Genomic DNA, 18,344 nt, shown 5'->3' with positions numbered 1-18,344 from the left:
GGCCCCTGCGCGGGCGGCGGCGCGAACTCCTCCAGCTTCCCGGTCGACAGGTTCAGCACCTGACGCCACCAGCCGTCGTGGTCGGCCCGCCGCCACGGGAACTGTCGGGCCAACCGGTACTCGTCGTGCGGGTGCCCGCGGTATTCGACACCCACCCCGCGGGTGAGCAAGAGCGGGCGCGCCGGGTCGGCGGTGAGGACGATCCCCGGCAGGAGTTCGTCCGGGCGGACCCAGGTGCGGCCCGGCCCCGGCGGCGGGTTCAGGAGTTCGAACTCCCGCCGTTCGATCATCTTCCGCCACGCCTCCGCCTCCAGGCACTGGTGCGAGTCGTAGTCGGCGTCCGCCCGGACGCAGCGGACGAAGTAGCTCTCGTCCCGGTCCCGCGGGCTGACCGTCCCGCCGAGCAGCGCCTGGAGCCGGTGCCCGGACTGGCTGAGCAGGGTGTGCTCCCCGGCGTCGAACACGACGGGCGAGCAGCCGAGGTCGAAGCGGTCGGGCACGGCGTCATTCCTCCAGCGGCACCTCAACGATCTGGTAGCTCTGCTCGGCCGGGCCGAACTGCCGGTCCAGCGGCTGGCCGGGGACGGCGGCCTCGGCCTCCTCGCGGGTGGGGTACCCCCGCAGGAAGGCGTAATCGCCGCCCCACGGCCCGTCATGGTAAATCCAGTCGCTGCGGGCCAGGACGAACACGGTCCGTTTCGGGGTCGCGGTCATTCGCCCACCTCCGTCGGCAGGGCCAGCACCTCGTACAGCCGCACCCGGTCGAACACCTCCCAGAGTGCCCGCACCTGCTCCGTCCGGAACGGCCGGCGGGGGGAGTACTGCCACCACCCAGGGTCCGGGAGGAATCCCGCGAGGGCGGTGTCGTCGATCAGCCCGTGGTCGACCAGGTGCTGTCTCGCTTGCGAGACCGTCAGGCTGCTGTACCAGGTCCAGTCGCGGTCCGGCTCCCAGGGGAACGGCGGTGGCGAGTCCGGCGGGGGGGAATCCCGGAACGCCCGCTCGGCCTCATCCCGTACCGCTTCCGCCCGGGCGGGGTCGGCGAACGCGCCCAGGAACCGCACCGGGTTGTTGGCCGGGCCGCCGTCCGGAATCCAGTTGGTCGCCCGCACGTAGTAGAGGGTGCGTACGCGCCGTGGGGGACGGTGACGGGCATCGCCCACCCGCAACTGCCGCACCTCGTACAGGGCGAGCGGGCCGGACTCCCACGTCAGCTCCCACAACCCCGCCCGCTGTGCGTCGGTCAACCCGCCCGCGACGTGTGTCCACCAGTCGGCGCACGCCCGGCGATGACCGACGAAATCGTGCCTCGCCGGGGCGGGGAACGGTCGGTCGATGCCGAGGTCACGCACGGCGGCGGGCAGGTCGTGGGCGTCCCACCCGCCCCGGCGGAGCCCGGCCGGGCGGAAGCGGTACGGGTTGGCGAACGCACGATACTCCGACTCGCCGCGGTCGCGGAACCGTTCGGCCTCCTCCCGGCGGGCGAACACCCGCACCGGCACCCCGCCAACCCCGTCCGGCCGCTCGAACAGGCCAGGCACAGCGTCGAACTCGTCCGTCAAGGGTTCCCAGCCGAACCGGACGACGACGAACGCGGTGTCGGCGAGCGATTCGGCGGGCACGCCCAACTCCGGCTCGCCACGATCGACATCTATCACGTCCGCGTGGCTCACCGCCGTGGCCTCGGCGGTCGGCTGCGGCACGGGAGTGGGGCCGAACGGGTTGGCCGCCGCGGCTCGCGGGCCGGGGTCGAACGCGAGGTCCGGTTCGCCGAGCGTCCGCTGGGCGGCCGCCGTCTCGGCCGCGGCCAGTGCCTGCTTGGCGGTCCGGTCCCGCTCGGCCGCCGGGCGGTCGTGCCACAGGGCGAGGGGGGTCCCGCCCTCTGACTCTGACAAGAAATTGGTGTCGTTCATGTCCCGCCACCAGTTCACCCGCAGCACGCAGTGCAACGGGTCGCCGGCCCGCTCGCGGACGCGGAAGAACCGCACCCGGTTGCACCCCTCCCAGACGTGGGCGAGTTGCGCCGGCGTCCACCCGCCGGCGAACAGGTCGGCCCAGGCGAGCCACGGCGTTCGCCCGTCCGGGTCGCGGTCCGGCGGGTCGAGGTCGGCGGCGCGGAGCCAGTCCAGAAATGCGAACTCGGGGAGCGTGGTGAACTCGGCCAGGGTGGTGCCGCAGCGGAACGGGTGCCCGACGAGTTCACGCACGTCGGCCTCGCGGCGGGCCTGTTCGGTGTGGGCGTCCTCCGCCGCGTCGAACCGGTCGACGACGACCTCCCCCGGCAGGCGCACCCAGCCCGCGGGCCCGACCCGCCGCCAGCTGAACCGCTCCAGCACGAATGCGGACACGGGTCACCCCTCCGCCGGGACCGGCAGCCGCAACTCGGCAACCAGATACTTCCAACTGGCCTCCTCGAACTCGCTGCAGCCGTTCGACCGCATCGCACGGTCGATGTCGGCCTTCGCCTCGGCGGTCAGCCGGTCGCACTCCCGCTCGGCGGCGGCCCGGTCGCGGAAGGCCGTCACCGGGCGGTTCGCACCGTCGAACGGGCCGTCGCTGTACTTCCAGTGGTGCAGCATCACCACGTACACCGGCACGGAACGCGGTCCGCTCATTACCCCCCTCTTGGCCGCCGACGGGTGCCAGTCCACCCCGGCCACCTCGAAGAACGGGAACAGGTTCGCGGCCTCCCAGAAGTGGGCCAGCTGGTCGGCCGTGAACGGGTACGGGTGGACGCGGTCGCCCCGGTCGCCGTCGGCGGTGGTGACGTACCCGCCGAAGATCAACGGGTACCACCAGTCCGACCACGCCCTCACATCAACGTTGTCGCCGGGTGGCATCACGTGCGGCGGGTAATCAGGGAAGTTGGCGTCGATCAGCCAGTCCCGGAGCGCGAACACGGGCAACGTCGTGACCCGGGTCAACTCCTGGACGGCGTCGTCCCACGTCGGCCAGTCGACATGGAACGGGTCGCCTTTCGGACACCGGGTGCGGGCGTACCACCGGCTGTGGGTCAACGCGGCCGCCTCCGCCGCCGCACGGTCCTCGCACACGGCCACCGCGTACGGAGCCTCCAACTCCGACGGTTTCTCCCAATAGCACCGCCGGCGGCGGACGACGAACAGGTCGGGCATCACGGCCTCCCGCGGCGGTTAGTCCACGAGTCTCACCGGCACCTTCCGCACCCCGGCCATCCACGGCTGGCTGGGCATCTCCTTCAGCCAGTCGCTCAGGCTGGGGATGAACCCCAGGTCTTCCAGCACGTGTTGTTCGGCGACGTCCCGCACGTGCACCACCCGCCCGGCCGAGTTGGTGAGCGTCCGCCCGAAGATGTCCTCGATGACGAAGATGCCGAACGCCGAGTGGAACACGCACCGGTGCGTCACCTCCGCGTGGGCGGACTTCGTCTGGTCCATCTTCTCGTGGATGGCGATGTAGTCCTCCGGCACCCCGCCCCACCGCTTGGCCGACGACTCGGCGTGGACCCAGGCCTTGGCCATCAGTCAGCCCTCCGCGTGAAAAGGGAGTTCCACCACGACCAGGCGGTTCGGGCCGCCGTTGTCGAACTCGCCGTCCGCCCCGAGGGCCCGCTGCCGCCGGGCCAGTTCGGCCTCGGCGGCGGCACGGGTGCCGAACGCGGCGAGCGGGTCGTTCGCCCCGCCGTACACCCAGTCGTCGTACTCCCAGTGCTCGTGGACGACGGCGTACACGGTCGTCGCGGCCGGCGGCGGGGGGTCGGCCGCCGGCACCTCCACCACCTCGAAGAACTCGACCTTGTTCAACCCCGCCCACACGTGGGCCAGCTGGTCGGGGGTGAGCGTGCCGTCCACCACCACTCGCTCCCACCACCGCTTCCACGCCTCGCGGGTCAGCGCCGCGGTGTGTCTGTCTCGCTCGTGCTTGCGGCGTTCGGGCGTCCACTCCGCCCACCGCTTCGCCCACCGCGCTTGCTCCTGCCTCCATTCGCGGTCGGTCATGTCCGGCGACCGGTACGGTTCCGGGTCGGTCGGCTGGATGACTTCGGGCGGCTCGACGTCCAGGTCCACCAGCCAGTCGCGGAAGGCCAACTCGGGCAGGCTGGTCAGGTCCTCGAACCGCTCGCCGAAAAGGTCGCGGCCGGACGGGTGGCTGAACGGGTCGGGACCGCGGACGAACTCCCGGTGCAGTCGGCGGGCGTGTTCCTCGGCTTCCGCCCGGGTGCCGAACACGGCCCAGTACTGCTCGGCCGGCACCGGGATGGTGTCCCGGCTGTAGTCGGCTGCCACCCTCAGCCGGACCGCGAACACCGCGGGCGGGCGGGGGGCGGTTTGCGGGGTGGGAAGCGTCATCGCCCGTCCCCCGGGTCGAGGGGCAGTTCCACCACGGTCAGGTCGTCCGCGTGCGGCGCCCCGCCGTCGCGGTCCTCGTCGCACTCCCGCCGCCGGCGGGCCAACTCCGCGTCCGCCGCCTTGCGGGAGGGGAACACGCCGGCCACGTCGTGCGAGTCGAAGTCCCAGGTGTCGGCGTACACCCAGCGGGTGTGAACGACCGCGTACACGGCCCCGGCCGTCGGCGGCCGTGCGACCCGCGACGACTCGACCACCTCGAACAGGCGGAGGGTGTCGAACGCCTCACACACCCGCTGTCGCTGGTCGGCGGTCAGCCGGCCGCCGGCCACCACCTCCCGCCACCACCGGTCCCAGGCCTGCCGGCCCCGCTCGTCCGCCCGCCGCCGCCGCTCCTCCTGCTGCCGCCCGCGGGAGAGGCCGCCCCACCACCGCGCCCAGCGGCGCTGCTCCAGGTCCCACCAGTGGTCGGAGGTGCCGGGGGAGCGACACGGCACCGGGTCGGCGGGTTCGACCGGGTCGGGTGGTGCGACGCCGCCGTCGAGCAGGAAGTCCCGGAGGGCGGACTCGGGCCGGCTGGTGGCCCCCGCGAGTCCTGACGCCAGCGGCGTCTCGTCGCCCGGGAACAGGAGATCCGGACCGCCCGCGAGAACGGCGTCGCGGTGGAGGTGCGCCGCGTGGGCCTCGGCGCTCGCGCGGTCGTCGAACGCGGCGAGGTACACGTCGTTCGGCCCCGGGAAATGGCCACGTCCGCCGTCGGTCGGTAGGCGACGGCGGACGAGGTAGGTGAGCGTCCTGGCGGGCACGTCGGCCTCCCCCTCGTAAACCCCGGACCGACCGCGACGGCCCGCGCAGCCGTGGTGATGGGTCGCGACCCGCCCGGGCGACCGGCCCGGCCCCGGAGCGGCTACCCCACGTACACGGGCACCCACGTGTCGAGCACCGGGTCGAAGTCCGGGCACGCGTCCTCGCTCATCCAGAAGAACTGGGGGACGCCGGTCGGGCTGAGGTACACGCCCGGGTTGTAGTACTGGACGACCCGGTCTCGATCGCCCCCGCCCCGGAGCGTGTCCTGGACCCGGTCGGCGCCGCCGTCCAGGTAGTCGTCGCCCGCCCCGCCGTCGAGGTAGTCAGCCCCGCCGTTGCCGAACAGGTAGTCGTTCCCGCCCCGGCCGTAGATGAAATCGTCTCCGCCCTCGCCGAAGAACGTGTTTGCGTTCCCGTTGCCGTACAGGAAGTCCTTCGACTGGCTCCCCTTCACGTTTTCGATCCGGACGATGCCGCCGTTGATACCGGTGGCTGTACCGGCCGCGAGATCAACGGTCACGCCGACGGACCGGGCGGAATAGTCCAGCCGGTTCGTCCCCGACCCACCGTCGATCCGACCCGACAGGAATCCCCCCGGCAGGACGCGGAAGTGATCCGCACCTTCTCCCGCGGCGGTCAGGTTCTCCACCCGTTCGAACGACAGGCCGCCGAAGCTCGTCTGGGTGTCCCGGAGCTGGCCCTTGTTGAAGTCCGAAAGCGTCCAGGTCAGATTCCCCCAGGAAATCAGGGTGTCTCGGGCGGTGACGCCGGGCAGGCCGTCCCGGCCGTCGATCTCGACGCGGACGCCACTCTTCAGCAGGGAGTCCGAGATCATGAACGTGTCCGCGTCGGTCGACCCGCGGACCACGACGGTGTTGACCCCGATCAGCGAGACGGGCACCGAGTGGCTGTTGACCCCGACGTGCAGGGTGTTGCCGTTGGTGTACAGGAACATCGAATCGGCCACCGAATCGCCTCCGCCCAGCTGGGAGTTCATGTCGATCACCAGTCGCGAGGAGGCGAACCCGGCCTGCTGCGCGATCCAGGGGGCGTAGGGCTGGACCCAGGTGTGAGTGCTGGTCTCACCAAACGTGCCGCGGTTCAGGGTCGCCCCCGGCGTGCCGGGCGTCCTCCGGCTGTCCGTGATCGTGTTCCAGGCGGTCCCGTTCGTGACCCCGACGATGAGGTTCCCGATCAGCGCCGGGCCGCCAGAATCCCCCGGTTGTATAAGTGCTTCGGCCGGTCCGAGGCCGGTGTCCGTCCGGGCACCGGTGACCCCGTAGAAGTCGTGGATTCCGAGCCCGCTGTCGAAGTCCTGGCGGAGGTACTCGCCGACCACGACGTCGATGGCGTTCTGGCCAGTCCGGCGGACACCCGAGCCGGTGGGAGTCGTGTCCCAGCCGACCGCTCCGTTCCCCGACCGACCGTACCCGGACAGCGTGGTCACCTGCCCGACCAGCCCCGCGGCCGTCGCCCCGGTGTGCAGGGAATAGCGGCTCGCCGCCGCCGGGGCCAGCTCGGGCAGTTCGATGACGGCGATGTCCGCCCCGCGGTTCCATGACCCGGACCACGCGTTCGGGAGGGTGACCGCGGACGACAGCTGCGCGCTGGTGACCACGCGGACGTTCTGGGCCGGGATGTTGTTCACCCACCGGTCGGTGCCGTCGGCGAGCGTGAACCGGACCGAATACGCCCCGACGTCGGGCCGTCCGTCCCCGGTGTCGACGGTGCCGTCCCCGTCCGTGTCGAATTCCATGTCGATCACGTGCGCCGCCGTGAGAATATGCCGCCCGGTCCACAGGAGCGACCCCGACCCCGACCCGTTCGGCGCGAACACCTGGACGACACCGGTGTTGATCCCGTCCGCCGCGGGGTTCGGGAAGGTGCCGTCGGCGAGTTGTGCGCCGGCCCCCGCGACGGGGGTGAGGCGGTCCTCCATCCGCTCCAGGCCCAGTCGGGGCGCGGCCGGGCGCGGAGTCGGCGTGGGGGCGCGCCGGCCGTGCGGTTGGAGCCCGTGTGCCAGTTTCTTGAGCCAGTTCATCGCTCGCCCTCGGGGTGTGTCGCTCGCCCCGGCGGACCCGGTGTGGGCAGCCGGGAGTGCCTCACAAGGGTTCCCTCGCAGACCGGCCGCGTCCGGCGACACGCCCGCGGGCGATTTTCAGTTATTTCCCCACCGTTGTTATCCCGCCCCGTTCGGCTCCGTCCCACGCGCGGTGGTCGAGGGTGAGGGGAAGCCGGCGAGGGTGGCGCGGATCACAGTCGCCAAGAAGTGCTGGTGATCCCCACAGCGGTGACCCCCGGACAGACGGGCGGCGGACGTGAAGCCGGCGGCGGTAGCTTGACGGTGAACACCGTCGCTGATCCGGCGTCCGGTCAATCACGCCCATCCCGGCAGGCGGTAGAACCGGGCCGCCGACTCGGCCGCCCCGTGGGCATCGATGTCTTGCTCCAGGCGCCCCGCCCGCAGCGCGCCGAACGACTCCGGTTCCCACGGCTCGGGGGCGCCCTCGTCGAGCTTCCATTCGGAGCCGGAATCCCCGCCCACGGACTCCAACGCGCGGAGCCGCCGACCCGCCCGCCAGTGACCGAACCGGAACCAGTTCGTGATGCCGCAGAAGCCCAGCAGCAAGGCGTTCGTGTCCAGCTCGGTCGAGAGTGCCGCGAGGTCGGCGAACTCACCCCGGGCCGCCGTCTGGTACCGAACCACCGACAGCTCGACGCCACAGAAGTCCGAGCCCGGCTCGCCGACCGCTTCCCCGTACCGGGCCAGACGATGGGACACGTGCGGTGCGACGGGGACGCGCACGTAGATCGCCAGGAACGTTCCCATCTCGGCTTTCCGCGGTGAGAGCAACCGTACGACTCCCACGGCCGCCCGCGGCCCCCGACCGCGGTGAACTGGGGGCGACCGGGTCGGGCGTTCCCCGCGGGGTCGGCGCCGCCGAGTCGCCCGCCGGTGGGCGGCCGCCGGGGGGGCGAGTCGCGGGCGATCGTACCCGCGCCGGGCCAGGCGGACAACCCGCCGGCAGGCAGATTGAGGGGCTGCGGCCCCAGCCAAGGCTGGGGAGTTGTGGGGAACGAACCCGGCCCGGCCCGGCCGGGGGATCGGTGGCGGTCCGGCGCCGCCGAGGGGAACGACGACCGCGGCCGGTGGCGGGACCCGTTCGCCGGCCCGGAGTGCCGGAAGGCGCTCGAGCGGAGGCCGGGTCGGATGGAGGTAATCGCAGTCGCACCCGCTCGGCTGCGGGCTCCGGCCCGGGGCGTCGGACCCCGCCCCGGACCGTAGCCCGGTCGCCCCGGTCACAGCGTCCCGGCGTAGAACCGGCCGGCCCGGTTGAACAGCTGCTCGGGCGTGACCGTCACCGTCGCGCTCCCCGCGGTGCCGTCGTCGCCCCACGGGTTCCGCAGGGTGATCGAGGTCACCTGCAGCGAGTAGGACCGGGTGGTCGAGTTCCACACCCACCCGCGGTTCACGGACGTCACCACGTACGCGTGGCCGTCGACCGTCGCGCCGACGTCCAGGCCCGGGGCCTTCGCCACCCCGGTCCCGATAGACAGCATCTCCCCCGCCGCGAACCGCCGGTACATCTCGTTCGCCAGGGCCGTCGCCGAGCCGTAGTCGGCGAAGTTGCTGGTGACCGCGTTCGTCGACCCGAACGCCTGGTACACCTCGGCCGCCCGCCCGCCCTGCAGCGACGCGTAGCTGTTGGCCCCGGCGGTGCGGAAGTGGGCGTACGCCTTCTCCGCGACCGCCACCCACATGCTGTTCTCCGCCCCGAACCCGGCGTTCACCGGGGTGGCCCCGCCGACCGCCACCGGCAGGTCGTTGTCCACCCGGTAGAAGTTGTTCCCGAGCCGGACCCCGTAGGTGCCGTCGTCGAAGTCCACGACCCGCCCCCGGACGGCCATCGGGTCGTGCTTCGCGACCGTGCCGAGCCCGGAGACCAGCCAGCAGTCGCCGAGCGCGCCCTGGTCCATGTCCTGGACCCGCGGGCCGGCGGCGGCGAACAGCGGGTTCCCGGCGAACGCCCGGTACGTCTGCCCGGCCGCCACCACCGGGTCGAGGATCCGGTCCCCGTCGAGTGTCCGGTCGGCCGCGTTGGCGAACCCGGACATCCGCTGCACCACGTCGTCGGTCCCGACGTACGGGCTGAGCTGGTCGTTCGTCTCGGCCCAGATCACGTCCCGCCCGCCCCACGGGTCCAGGTAGTCGGGCCCCCCGGCGTCGATCCCGATCAGGACGTCGTTCCCGTTCCCGCCGTAGAGGTTGTCCGCCCCGCCCCGGCCGTTCAGCCGGTCGTGCCCCTCCCCGCCGTCGAGGGCGTCGTTCCCGCCCCCGCCGACGAACACGTCATTCCCCCCGTACCCGAAGGCGGCCGACCCGATCCCGGTGTGGTTGACGAACCGGTCGTTCCCCTCGCCCCCGTAGAAGTTGAGGGAGCGGAGCCAGGACGCCGGGTAGGACCAGGACCGGGTCGTCCCGGGCTCGGTCACGGTGACCGTCGTGCCGGCCTGGCGGACCTCGGCCCCGCCGCCGGCGTTGTCCATCTGGACGATCAGGTCCTGGCCGGCCAGGTACGCGGACAGGACGGCGGGCACCTCGCGGACTTCCAGCGGTTCGAACCCGAGTTTGCGGCTGGTCTTGGCGGCCATGGCGGTTGCCCCGTCTGACGTGGGGCCCGGCCGGCGGTCACGCCGGCGGGGCGGGATTCCGGGCCGGCGGGGTCGTGTCCCCGCCGCCCGTACCCGATCCCTCGCAAGACGCGCCGCCGGAGCGACACGGGTTCCAGATTTTTTTCGGACGTGACGGGTGAATCCTGGGAACGCGCTCGACGTGGCTCGTCGCGGAAGGCAGGACGACGGGTGGACTGTGACTCGTGGGAACGGGGCCGGCCCGGTCGGGCTCACGGCTTCCTCGTCCCCCTCCGGCGAAGCGACACCTCGCGTCGTCGAGTAACCTGTGGGCGATCCTCGGCAGGGAGAACCCATTCCGATGCTCAAACGGCCCGGCACCGACACCCGGCCTGACTGCCGGCTCGCTACTTCGCCTTGAGCGCCGGGCCGAGGGCCTTCTCCACCTCGGCCCTGGTGCGGTCGTAGTAATCCCGCCACTCGGGCAGGACCGATCCGGGTACCGTCCGCCACCCGGTCACCGCCCGGTCGTAACTGGCCACCGCGGATTCGGACCGGCCGAGTTGGTGGTAGGCCAGGGCGAGGAACAGGTACTTGAACGGCACCGCGGCGGGCGGTGCCACCTTGTCGTCCTCGACCCCGTTCAACGCGTCCACCGCGGCGGCCGCGTCACCGGCGCGGGCGTGGGCGATGCCGAGGGTCACCTTGTACACCTCGATGCCCCGCCCGAGTTCCTTCGCCTCCGCCGCCGCCCGCACGGCGACACGCGGGTCCCGCACCGCGTCCCCGCCGAGCAGCCGGACGCGGGCGATCTCGTTCAGCAGGTGGGCCCGGTCGGTCGCCCGGGCCTGGGGCGTCCGTTGCAGGGCGGCCTCGTAGTCCTCCACCGCCCCGGCGTACTTGAGCTGGTGCTCCCGCGCGTGCCCGCGGTTGTGGTACGGGTTGTCCGACGCCCCGCCGGCGGCGATGACCGCGTCGTAATCCGCCTCGGCCTCGGCGTCCTTCCCGAGCCGCAGGTACGCGAGCGCCCGCCCGGCGCGGGCCGCCCCGTCGGCCGGGTTCGCCTTCAGCTTCTGCGACCAGTCGTGTATCTCCAGTTCGAACCGCAAGGCGTTTCCGCCGACCAGGACCGCCGCCTCGACGCGGAGGTCACTCATATCGGGAAGGCGGTCGGTCAGCTTGCGGTAGGTGGTCTCGGCCGTGTCGAACGACTTCCGCGCCTCCGCCCGGGCGGCCGCATCGCCCGGCCTGGCCATCCGCATCTGGGTCATCGCCAGGAAGTATCCGGCGTAGGCGGTCTCCCGCTCCACGAACACCCCGCCGGCGGCGGCCAGCCGTAGCGTGGCCGCCGCCGCCTTCAGGTCGCCGTCGCGGAACTGGGCCGCCCCCAGGCAGGTGAGGAAGGGGACGTTCAGCGGTTGGGCGGCGACCGCCTTCCCGGCCCACTCCCGGGCCTGTCGGTACGCCTCGACGGACAGCCCGGGCTCGGTGACCAGGTGCCACGCCGCCAGGTCGTACTCCTTCGCCTTTGCCCCGGTCAGCTTGAGGTACTCGGCGAAGTCGGCCACCGCCTCGGCGGAGTTGCGCTGGCGAGCATGCGCCCGCCCGCGCACCAACCGGTTGGCCGGCACCTTCGGCGCGTTCCTGACGGCACGTTCGGCCGGTGGAAGGGGATCGGCGGTGGAGCGGGGGCGTTTGTTGAGGATCGACTCGGCTTGTTGTCGGTCCGCGAGGGTGCCGAGTTCGCCATACTCCACCTCGACGGTGAGCGGCGTGAGCCGGTCGACCGGCGGGGCCGGCGGGTACGGCGACTGGTCCCAGTCCAGGGCGAGTTCCTTCAGCCGCTCGCGGATCAGCCGCAGGTCCCACACGTGCAGGACGCGGCCTTTTGTGGGGAGCGTGACCAGCCTGGCACCGTCGGGGGCGAACTCCATCGAGTCAACGGCGTGCTGGTCCGGGTCGGTCAGACGGGCCAGTTCCTTCTCGCCGGTCGAATCCAGTAGCACGATCACCCCGTCGCCGGCATCCACGGCAATCAGATTGCCGGTGGGGTCGAACGCGTGCGATCCGCGGCTCGCCATCCCGGGCTGGCTCCGGAGCGAGGGCCCTTCGACCCAGTCCCCCACCCGCCAGCGGCGGCCCCGCCAGTCGGTCAGCCACTGGCCGTCCGGGCTGAACTGTGGGGTGGTCCACACGGTGTCATCCAGGACTTCCTTGAGCAACTCGCCGGTGTCGGTGTTCCAGATGCGTATGCCGGTTCCGCTGTGCGACCCCGTCGCCGCGAGCTTGCCGTCCGGGGTGACCGCCGAGGACCGAGAGTCCGCATGCGGTCGCAGCGGGACCACCCGCCCGGTCGCGCGGTGCCAGACCACGCCGCCTTCGAGGTTCGACCCGACGACGACAGTACCATCCCGGCTGTGCATCACGATGTTGTTCGTGGAGATGTCCGCCGGTAGTGCCGACGGGGGCCCGATGACGAAGCGGGTCGCCGTGGTTTCACCCGTGGAGGTCGGCCACACCGCGTACCGCCCGGTGGTGGGGACGAACAACTCGCCCTTCGCGTTGAAGTAGCTCGCGCCCGCTCCGGACAGGCCCGAGATCCGCTCGCTCCCGGTGACCAGATCGAACAGACTCGTGCCGGTCGAGGGACCTACTGCGAGCAGTCGCCCTCCGGGGTGAGCACTCAATGGGTTGCCGACACTCTTGGTGGGGGATCCGTCTCGATAGTGCAGGGTGCGGAACTCGCGACCTGGGTTGAACTGCTTCATCTGGATGCGAGAGGCCCCGATTTCGGCGGCGGATATTCCGAGGATCCGGTCATCCGGCAGGATCATGGAGGTACCAGAGCCGTTGTGTCGGAACAGTTCGTGGCCGGTGTAGGGATCCCAGTAATGGGTGCGCAACGCCCAACCGTTGCCCATCAGCACGTCGCCGGCCGGGTTCAACCGCAGCCTCATTCCGTTGTCATCGTGGGGCATCCGGAAGCGTTCGCGGTTGTGGGCGAGCGACCAGGCGACGACGGTGCCTGTCGTCGACACGTAGAGGAGATCCCCATCCGGATGGACAACGAGCGAGGAAGCGGTCGGGATTCCCGCCGCCGTGGTGCCAACCACCTCACCGCGTTTCCAGTCGAAAATGGACACCTGACGGTCCCCCATCAGGTAAGCGAACGGTCGGGTGCGGTGAAAGGGGATCAGCGCGACGGTTAGCGCGTAATTCTGCGCGGCGACGTTGGTCTGCGCGAGCGGCCGCCCGGACGGGAGTTCGTACGTGCGGACGACGCCGGCGTTCGCCTCGATGTAGGCTGTGCCGTCGGGGGCAAAGCCGTACTGAATCTCAATCGAGTTGGTGGGCCGTGGGGGGATCACGCTGGAGAGTTTGACCCCGTCCCAGATCCATACACCCACCGTCTTTTCATTTTCGCCCCGGTCTTTCGGCTTCCACGCGGCCACCATCAGGTAACGGCCGTCCTCGCTCCAGAACGCGATACTAGCCTCGAGGTCGAGGTGATCGACCTCGACCGCCCGCTCCGGGTCGTCCGCGATCCGACGAATGCTGAGCCTGCCCTTGACACAGACCGCCGCGAACCGACCGTCCGGCGTGGGAGACCAGGAGTACTGTTCGCCTTGCCCCCCCGGCGGGATGGTGACCCACTGCGGGAGGGTGCGGACGTCGGGCAGGGCGAGGGCGGCGATCGCCTCGTTGCGCAGGTCGAGCCGGCGGCGGGCCCGCTCGGCGTCCGGCAAGTCGAGTGTGGCCAGCACGTCCCGGGCGCGGGTCACCGCGTCGAGGGCGCCCCACCGCTGGCCGATCTTCCGGCTCATCCGGGTACCCCGCGCCTCGGCCACCACCGCCTGGTACAGTTTCTCGCGGCCCTCGGCCTCGGCCGCCACCACCCGGTCCCGTTCCGTCCGAACCTCCTTCTCCTTGTCGGCGACATCGTCCCTCTGCTGGCGGAAGACGGCCGACGCGACCACCCCGCCGACCATGATCGCCACGCCCAGGGCCGAGACGAGGCCGACGAGCGCCGCCCGCCCGGGGTTCCGCCGCGCCCACTTCCACGCCCGCTCGGCCGCCCCCACCGGGCGGGCCGAGACCGGCTCGCCGCGGGCGAACCGCTCCAGGTCGTCGGCCAACTCGGCCGCCGTCGGGTACCGATCCCGGGCGTCCTTCTCCAGGCACTTCCGCACGAGCAGGTCGAGGTCGCGCGGGACCGCGGGGTTCACCGCCCGGGGCGGCGGGGGGGTGTGGCTCGCGACCGCCTGGAGGACCTCCGCGGTGTCCGCCCCGGTGAACGGCCGAGATCCCGTCAGGCACTCGTACAGGACGACCCCGAGGGACCACACGTCGGCCGCCGGGCCGGCGAACTTCGTCCGCCCGGCCGCCTGCTCCGGGGCCATGTACGCCGGCGTCCCCATCACCGCGTGGGTGTGGGTCAGGTCGCTGCCGCCCCCAACCTTGGCCAGCCCGAAGTCGGCCACCTTGGGCTCCCCGGCCGCGTCGAACAGCACGTTACCGGGCTTCAGGTCGCGGTGCACGATCCCGAGGTCGTGCGCCGCCGCCACGCCACGGGCGATCTTCGCGACCAGCCCGGCCGCCACACCCGGGTTCAGCCGCCACTCCGTCCGTCCCCCGCCCTCGGTCTCGGGGGGCGGGGCGAGGCGGTCGGCGAGGGTGCCGGCGGGGCAGTACTCGAGGGCGATGAACGGCCGGCCGCCGGTCTGGCCGAAGTCGTACACCCGCGCCACGTGCGGGTGGTCGACGGCCGCCGCCGCCTCGGCCTCGGCCAGGAACCGGATCAGCAGCTTCGGGTCGTCGCTCGCCGGCCCGCGGGTCGTCTTGATCGCCACCACCCGGTTCAGCCCGAGCTGCCGGGCCCGGTACACCACCCCCATCGCCCCCCGCCCGATCGCCTCCTCCACCGCGTACCCGGGGACGCGGGGGAGGTCGGCCGCCGCCGGGTGATCCGCTTTCGTCGAGCCGTCCGCCCCGGCGTCGCGCGTGGCGTCGGCCGGTGCCGCCACGTACCACCGAGTAGCCTCCCCCTCCGGGGCGAAGGCGGCAGTCTCCTCGCGGTGGCCCCGGAACACGTCCTCGACAACCGCCGGGTAGTCCGGGAACCGGGCCAGGTACTCGGCCCGGGCTGCGGCGCGGTCGCCCCCCGGGCGGTAGGCCAGGTCGAGGTGGAGGAGTTCCCGGAGCAGGGCCGGCCGGGCCGCCTCGGGGGCCTCGAGTAACAGCGCCGCGAGGTCGACGGGCTTGTCCGCCCGCCGGGCGTCCTCGAACCGGTCGCACAGCTGCTCGACCAGGACCAGCAGGGCGGCCGGGAGGGTGTCCCGGCCGGGCGACGGGGCGTCGTGGGTCATTGGTTTACCTCGCAAACCGAGGCTGCTACACGTCATCGGCCGCGGCCTGCTCCCAGATCTTGCGGATCGTCTCCAGCTTCCGCTGGACCGACCGGAGGGTGCGGCCGATCCGGGTCGCCGCCTCCTCGTTCGTCAGCCCCTCGAGCTTGAGGAGGGCCAGCTGAGCCAGATCCGGGTCGGCCAGCCGGTGGAGCAGTCGGTCGCACTCGTCGGCGAACAGGGCGGCGAACGCCGGGTCGGGGTCGCCGCCGGGGAGCTGGTCGAGCCCGCCGGGCCCGCCGTCCGGGTCGGCGAACACCGAGTCCCCGCGGACCGCCCCCCCGCCCCGCTTCGCCGCGCCGGCCCGCCGGGCCCGGTCGACCGCCTTCCGCTCGGTCAGCAGGACGAGCACCTGCCACAGGTCGTCCCGGTCCTCGAGCCGGGGGAACCGGCCGCCGGCCACCCCGCGGAAGAAGCTGTCGAACGCGCTGAGCGCCACGTCCTCCCCGTCGGCCACCCGCCGGGCCCGGGCCGACAGCCGGCCGCGGGCCAGCCCGGCGAGCCGGTCGAAGTACCGCTCCCAGACGGCGGCGGCCGCGGCCGGGTCGTCGCCGGCTTTGAGGCGGCCGAGGAGGATGGAGTCGGAGTCGGGGGACATCGGGCGAGCCGGGGCGGGGGTGGCGAGTTCCGGGCGATCGTACCAGCGACGGGCCCGGCGGACAACCCGGCAGGGGGAATTCGTCGGCGCTCACCGCTCGATGGAGGATCCGCGCGACCGCTTCGTATCTGCTGGTGATTGCCCGACCCCGGGAGAATTCCGTGAGGGGGGCGACGCTCTGTGGCGTCGGAATTACTCATACCATGCCCGCGCCTCTATTCTGTTAAGCGCCAGAGCGTCGCCAGGCGGCTCGGAAGGGGTTATTGGGACGAACTTGCCATCGCCGCCCAACCCGCCAGTTAACACGCGCGAGACACCTACTTTTCAAGGTGATCCGCCGAAGTGGCCCTCTCGGCCTGTTAACTGAAGCCTCAAACCTGTTAACTGACGCCTCTCGACTCTCCAGAGAGCGCGAGACTTTCCGCCCCTCCCACCCCGAAACCGCCCTCACCCCCACTCCTCGTCCCACCAACCGACCGCCCGGTCTGAGACTTTCCCTCGCGTCCCGTAATCCCAAAACCCTTGCGGAACAAGGGCGAGAAACGCGAACACCCCGGGGCGTCTCTCCCCGGGGTGTCCGTGTTAACTGATCGAGCGGCGCGAGTTCGCAACCGTGCTGTGAGCTCCTCCGGTAGGATTCGAACCTACGACCCGCCGGTTAACAGCCGGCTGCTCTACCGCTGAGCTACAGAGGAATCCGTCGCTGAAATCCTAATCCGCACGCCCCCCCACGACAAGAGGAGCCGCCGGCCGAATATCGGGTTCGCGCGCCACCCGCACCCGACTGGTATACTGCCCCCCAACCCTCTCCCGGAGCCGCTCCCATGCCCGACCGCCGACAGGTCCTCCAGGGGGCCGTCGCCGCCGCCGCCGGGGTCGCCGCCGCACCCGCCGACGCCGCCGACCCGCCCGCCGCCCGCAACGGCCGCATCCGGCAGTCCATCGTCTTCTGGTGCTTCAACGCCCGCGCCGAGCGCTGGGACATCGAACGCACCTGCGAAGTCGCCAAGCTCCTCGGCGTGCCGTCCGTCGAGATCGTCGGCCCCGAGCACTGGCCCGTCCTCCGCAAGCACGGGCTCGCCTGCGCCATCGCCCCCAACGGCATGCCGGGCGCGCCGTTCATGCGCGGGTTCAACAACACCGGCTTCCACGCCGAGAACCTCGACCGCACCGGCCGCATGATCGACGCCTGCGCCGACGCCCGCGTCCCCAGCGTCATCACCTTCGTCGGCTACAAGTGGCGGAACCCCGACGACCCCGCCTCGGGCGCCATCCCCCGGGACGAGGCCGAGCGGAACTGCGTCGCCGGGCTCAAGGAACTCGCCCGCCACGCCGAGCGGAAGGGCGTCACCGTGTGCCTCGAACACCTCAACACCCGCGACGGCTCCGACCCCATGAAGGGGCACCCCGGCTACCAGGGCGACGACCTCGACTTCTGCACCGACATCCTCAAGAAGCTCGGCTCGCCGCGGGTGAAGCTGCTGTTCGACGTGTACCACGTGCAGCTGATGCACGGCGACATCCTCCGCCGCATCGAGGCGAACAAGGACCTCATCGGCCACGTCCACACGGCGGGGGTGCCGGGCCGCGGCGAGCTCGACGAGAACCAGGAGGTGAACTACCCGGCCGTCATGCGGAAGCTGCTCGCGGTCGGGTACACCGGCTACGTCGGGCAGGAGTTCATCCCGACGCGCAACCCGCTCGAAGGGCTGCGGCAGGCGGTGCGGCTGTGCGACGTGTGAGCGCGGCGGTCATTGCTTGGGCGCGACCCAGGCGCCGTCGTCCAGCGGCAGCCACTCGCCCTTGTTCACCGACATCGTGGCCCGGTCGGCGTACAGCCGCACCGCCACCCGCGGCGGGCCGACGCGGAGGATTTCGATCACCTCCGGCGTCCGGCCCGCCTCGTCGAACACGAAGAACAGCCCCTGCTCGTTCCGCTCGTACCACAGGCCCTTGTCGTTCTTGCGGAACGCCTTCTTCTTGCCGACCCACTCCACGCGCTGGTCGGCCGGCGACGCGGCGGCGAAGAACTCGGCCTTCCGCGCCAGCACGGCCCGGGCCGCGTCCAGGTTCTTGCGGTCGCGGTAGTCTTCGGCCGCCTTGTCGAACGCCGCCTCGCACCTCTTCCGCGCCGCCACCAGCTTCGCCTGGTAGTCGACCAGCGCCGGCCGCATCACCGCCGACGCGGGGAGCGCGGCCGGGCTCGCCTCGAACGCCTTCCGCTCGGCCTTCACCTGGTCGAGGAGGCGGATCTGGTCGGCGACCTTGAGCTTCCTGGTGTCCTCGAGCGCCTTCTGCTGCGCGGCGAAGGCCGCGAGCAGCTTCTCCTGCGCCTTGCCGGTGGCGGCGACGTACTCGTCCTGGGCCTTCGCGAGCGCCTGGGTGACGGGGTCGGCCGGGTCGGGCTGGCCGACGGCCGCGGCGGTCAGGAACAGGAGGCCGGCGGCGACGAACGGGCGGCGGCTCACGGCGTGGTCTCCGGCGACACGCGTGATGGTAAGACGGCCCGCGCCGGGGTGTCAACCAGGAACCGCCGCCGGGTGCGCCCGCGGAATTCGGTTGGCCGTTAGGCCGGGG

General features: G+C 71.9%; 13 protein-coding genes and 1 tRNA gene. 1 reads left to right on the top strand and 13 read right to left on the bottom strand.

The genetic code is table 11. The features are described 5' to 3' along the window. Positions 1–504: 504 nt before the first annotated feature. From ETAA1_RS28280 to ETAA1_RS28225, 12 genes are all read right to left on the bottom strand, one after another. Positions 505–714: a hypothetical protein gene (locus tag ETAA1_RS28280; RefSeq protein WP_145243970.1), complete on the bottom strand. Its 210-nt coding sequence runs from the start codon at positions 712–714 to the stop codon at positions 505–507. Continuing rightward, positions 711–2,348 (bottom strand): hypothetical protein, encoded by a 1,638-nt coding sequence (locus ETAA1_RS28275; RefSeq protein ID WP_145243969.1) that lies wholly within the window; start codon positions 2,346–2,348, stop codon positions 711–713. The genes ETAA1_RS28280 and ETAA1_RS28275 overlap by 4 nt, the downstream gene beginning before the upstream one ends. 3 nt (positions 2,349–2,351) lie before the next feature. Next, on the bottom strand, positions 2,352–3,134 hold the full coding sequence (locus ETAA1_RS28270) for a hypothetical protein (protein ID WP_145243968.1): 783 nt from the start codon (positions 3,132–3,134) through the stop codon (positions 2,352–2,354). A gap of 18 nt (positions 3,135–3,152) precedes the next feature. Next, positions 3,153–3,500, bottom strand: a complete 348-nt coding sequence (locus ETAA1_RS28265; RefSeq protein ID WP_145243967.1) for a DUF6915 family protein — start codon at positions 3,498–3,500, stop codon at positions 3,153–3,155. A 3-nt stretch (positions 3,501–3,503) separates the two neighbouring features. Further along, entirely contained in the window at positions 3,504–4,328 is an 825-nt protein-coding gene (locus ETAA1_RS28260) for a hypothetical protein (RefSeq protein ID WP_145243966.1), read from the bottom strand. Next, positions 4,325–5,131 (bottom strand): hypothetical protein, encoded by an 807-nt coding sequence (locus ETAA1_RS28255; RefSeq protein WP_145243965.1) that lies wholly within the window; start codon positions 5,129–5,131, stop codon positions 4,325–4,327. The genes ETAA1_RS28260 and ETAA1_RS28255 overlap by 4 nt, the downstream gene beginning before the upstream one ends. Positions 5,132–5,232: 101 nt before the next feature. Then, positions 5,233–7,173 (bottom strand): calcium-binding protein, encoded by a 1,941-nt coding sequence (locus tag ETAA1_RS33700; protein WP_145243964.1) that lies wholly within the window; start codon positions 7,171–7,173, stop codon positions 5,233–5,235. Between the two features lie 336 nt (positions 7,174–7,509). Next, the gene (locus ETAA1_RS28245) at positions 7,510–7,962 is read right to left on the bottom strand and encodes a hypothetical protein (RefSeq protein ID WP_145243963.1); all 453 of its coding nucleotides are present in this window, start codon (positions 7,960–7,962) and stop codon (positions 7,510–7,512) included. A gap of 470 nt (positions 7,963–8,432) precedes the next feature. After that, positions 8,433–9,785 carry a C2 family cysteine protease gene (locus ETAA1_RS28240; RefSeq protein WP_145243962.1) on the bottom strand — a complete coding sequence of 451 codons (1,353 nt, stop codon included), beginning with the start codon at positions 9,783–9,785 and terminating at the stop codon, positions 8,433–8,435. A 386-nt stretch (positions 9,786–10,171) separates the two neighbouring features. Then, on the bottom strand, positions 10,172–15,130 hold the full coding sequence (locus tag ETAA1_RS28235) for a WD40 repeat domain-containing serine/threonine protein kinase (RefSeq protein ID WP_202920476.1): 4,959 nt from the start codon (positions 15,128–15,130) through the stop codon (positions 10,172–10,174). A gap of 25 nt (positions 15,131–15,155) precedes the next feature. Further along, on the bottom strand, positions 15,156–15,767 hold the full coding sequence (locus ETAA1_RS28230) for an ECF-type sigma factor (RefSeq protein ID WP_145243960.1): 612 nt from the start codon (positions 15,765–15,767) through the stop codon (positions 15,156–15,158). 623 nt (positions 15,768–16,390) lie between these two features. Continuing rightward, positions 16,391–16,462: transfer RNA gene (locus ETAA1_RS28225), tRNA-Asn, on the bottom strand. A 129-nt stretch (positions 16,463–16,591) separates the two neighbouring features. On the opposite strand from ETAA1_RS28225, the gene ETAA1_RS28220 reads away from it, so the two are divergent. Next, positions 16,592–17,509: a TIM barrel protein gene (locus ETAA1_RS28220; RefSeq protein WP_145243959.1), complete on the top strand. Its 918-nt coding sequence runs from the start codon at positions 16,592–16,594 to the stop codon at positions 17,507–17,509. Positions 17,510–17,518: 9 nt separating this feature from the next. Here ETAA1_RS28220 and ETAA1_RS28215 read toward each other — a convergent pair whose 3' ends face one another. Then, positions 17,519–18,235: a hypothetical protein gene (locus ETAA1_RS28215; protein WP_145243958.1), complete on the bottom strand. Its 717-nt coding sequence runs from the start codon at positions 18,233–18,235 to the stop codon at positions 17,519–17,521. Positions 18,236–18,344 lie beyond the last annotated feature (109 nt).

The organism is Urbifossiella limnaea, assembly GCF_007747215.1.
In the GTDB taxonomy this organism is placed as follows: Bacteria; Planctomycetota; Planctomycetia; order Gemmatales; family Gemmataceae; genus Urbifossiella; species Urbifossiella limnaea.
This window is presented reverse-complemented; position numbering and strand designations above follow the sequence as displayed.

Coding starts and splice junctions, on each gene's coding strand:
- ETAA1_RS28280 (WP_145243970.1), bottom strand. CDS start 714: ATGACCGCGACCCCGAAACGGACCGTGTTCGTCCTGGCCCGCAGCGAC.
- ETAA1_RS28270 (WP_145243968.1), bottom strand. CDS start 3,134: ATGCCCGACCTGTTCGTCGTCCGCCGCCGGCGGTGCTATTGGGAGAAA.
- ETAA1_RS28265 (WP_145243967.1), bottom strand. CDS start 3,500: ATGGCCAAGGCCTGGGTCCACGCCGAGTCGTCGGCCAAGCGGTGGGGC.
- ETAA1_RS28260 (WP_145243966.1), bottom strand. CDS start 4,328: ATGACGCTTCCCACCCCGCAAACCGCCCCCCGCCCGCCCGCGGTGTTC.
- ETAA1_RS33700 (WP_145243964.1), bottom strand. CDS start 7,173: ATGAACTGGCTCAAGAAACTGGCACACGGGCTCCAACCGCACGGCCGG.
- ETAA1_RS28245 (WP_145243963.1), bottom strand. CDS start 7,962: ATGGGAACGTTCCTGGCGATCTACGTGCGCGTCCCCGTCGCACCGCAC.
- ETAA1_RS28240 (WP_145243962.1), bottom strand. CDS start 9,785: ATGGCCGCCAAGACCAGCCGCAAACTCGGGTTCGAACCGCTGGAAGTC.
- ETAA1_RS28235 (WP_202920476.1), bottom strand. CDS start 15,130: ATGACCCACGACGCCCCGTCGCCCGGCCGGGACACCCTCCCGGCCGCC.
- ETAA1_RS28230 (WP_145243960.1), bottom strand. CDS start 15,767: ATGTCCCCCGACTCCGACTCCATCCTCCTCGGCCGCCTCAAAGCCGGC.
- ETAA1_RS28220 (WP_145243959.1), top strand. CDS start 16,592: ATGCCCGACCGCCGACAGGTCCTCCAGGGGGCCGTCGCCGCCGCCGCC.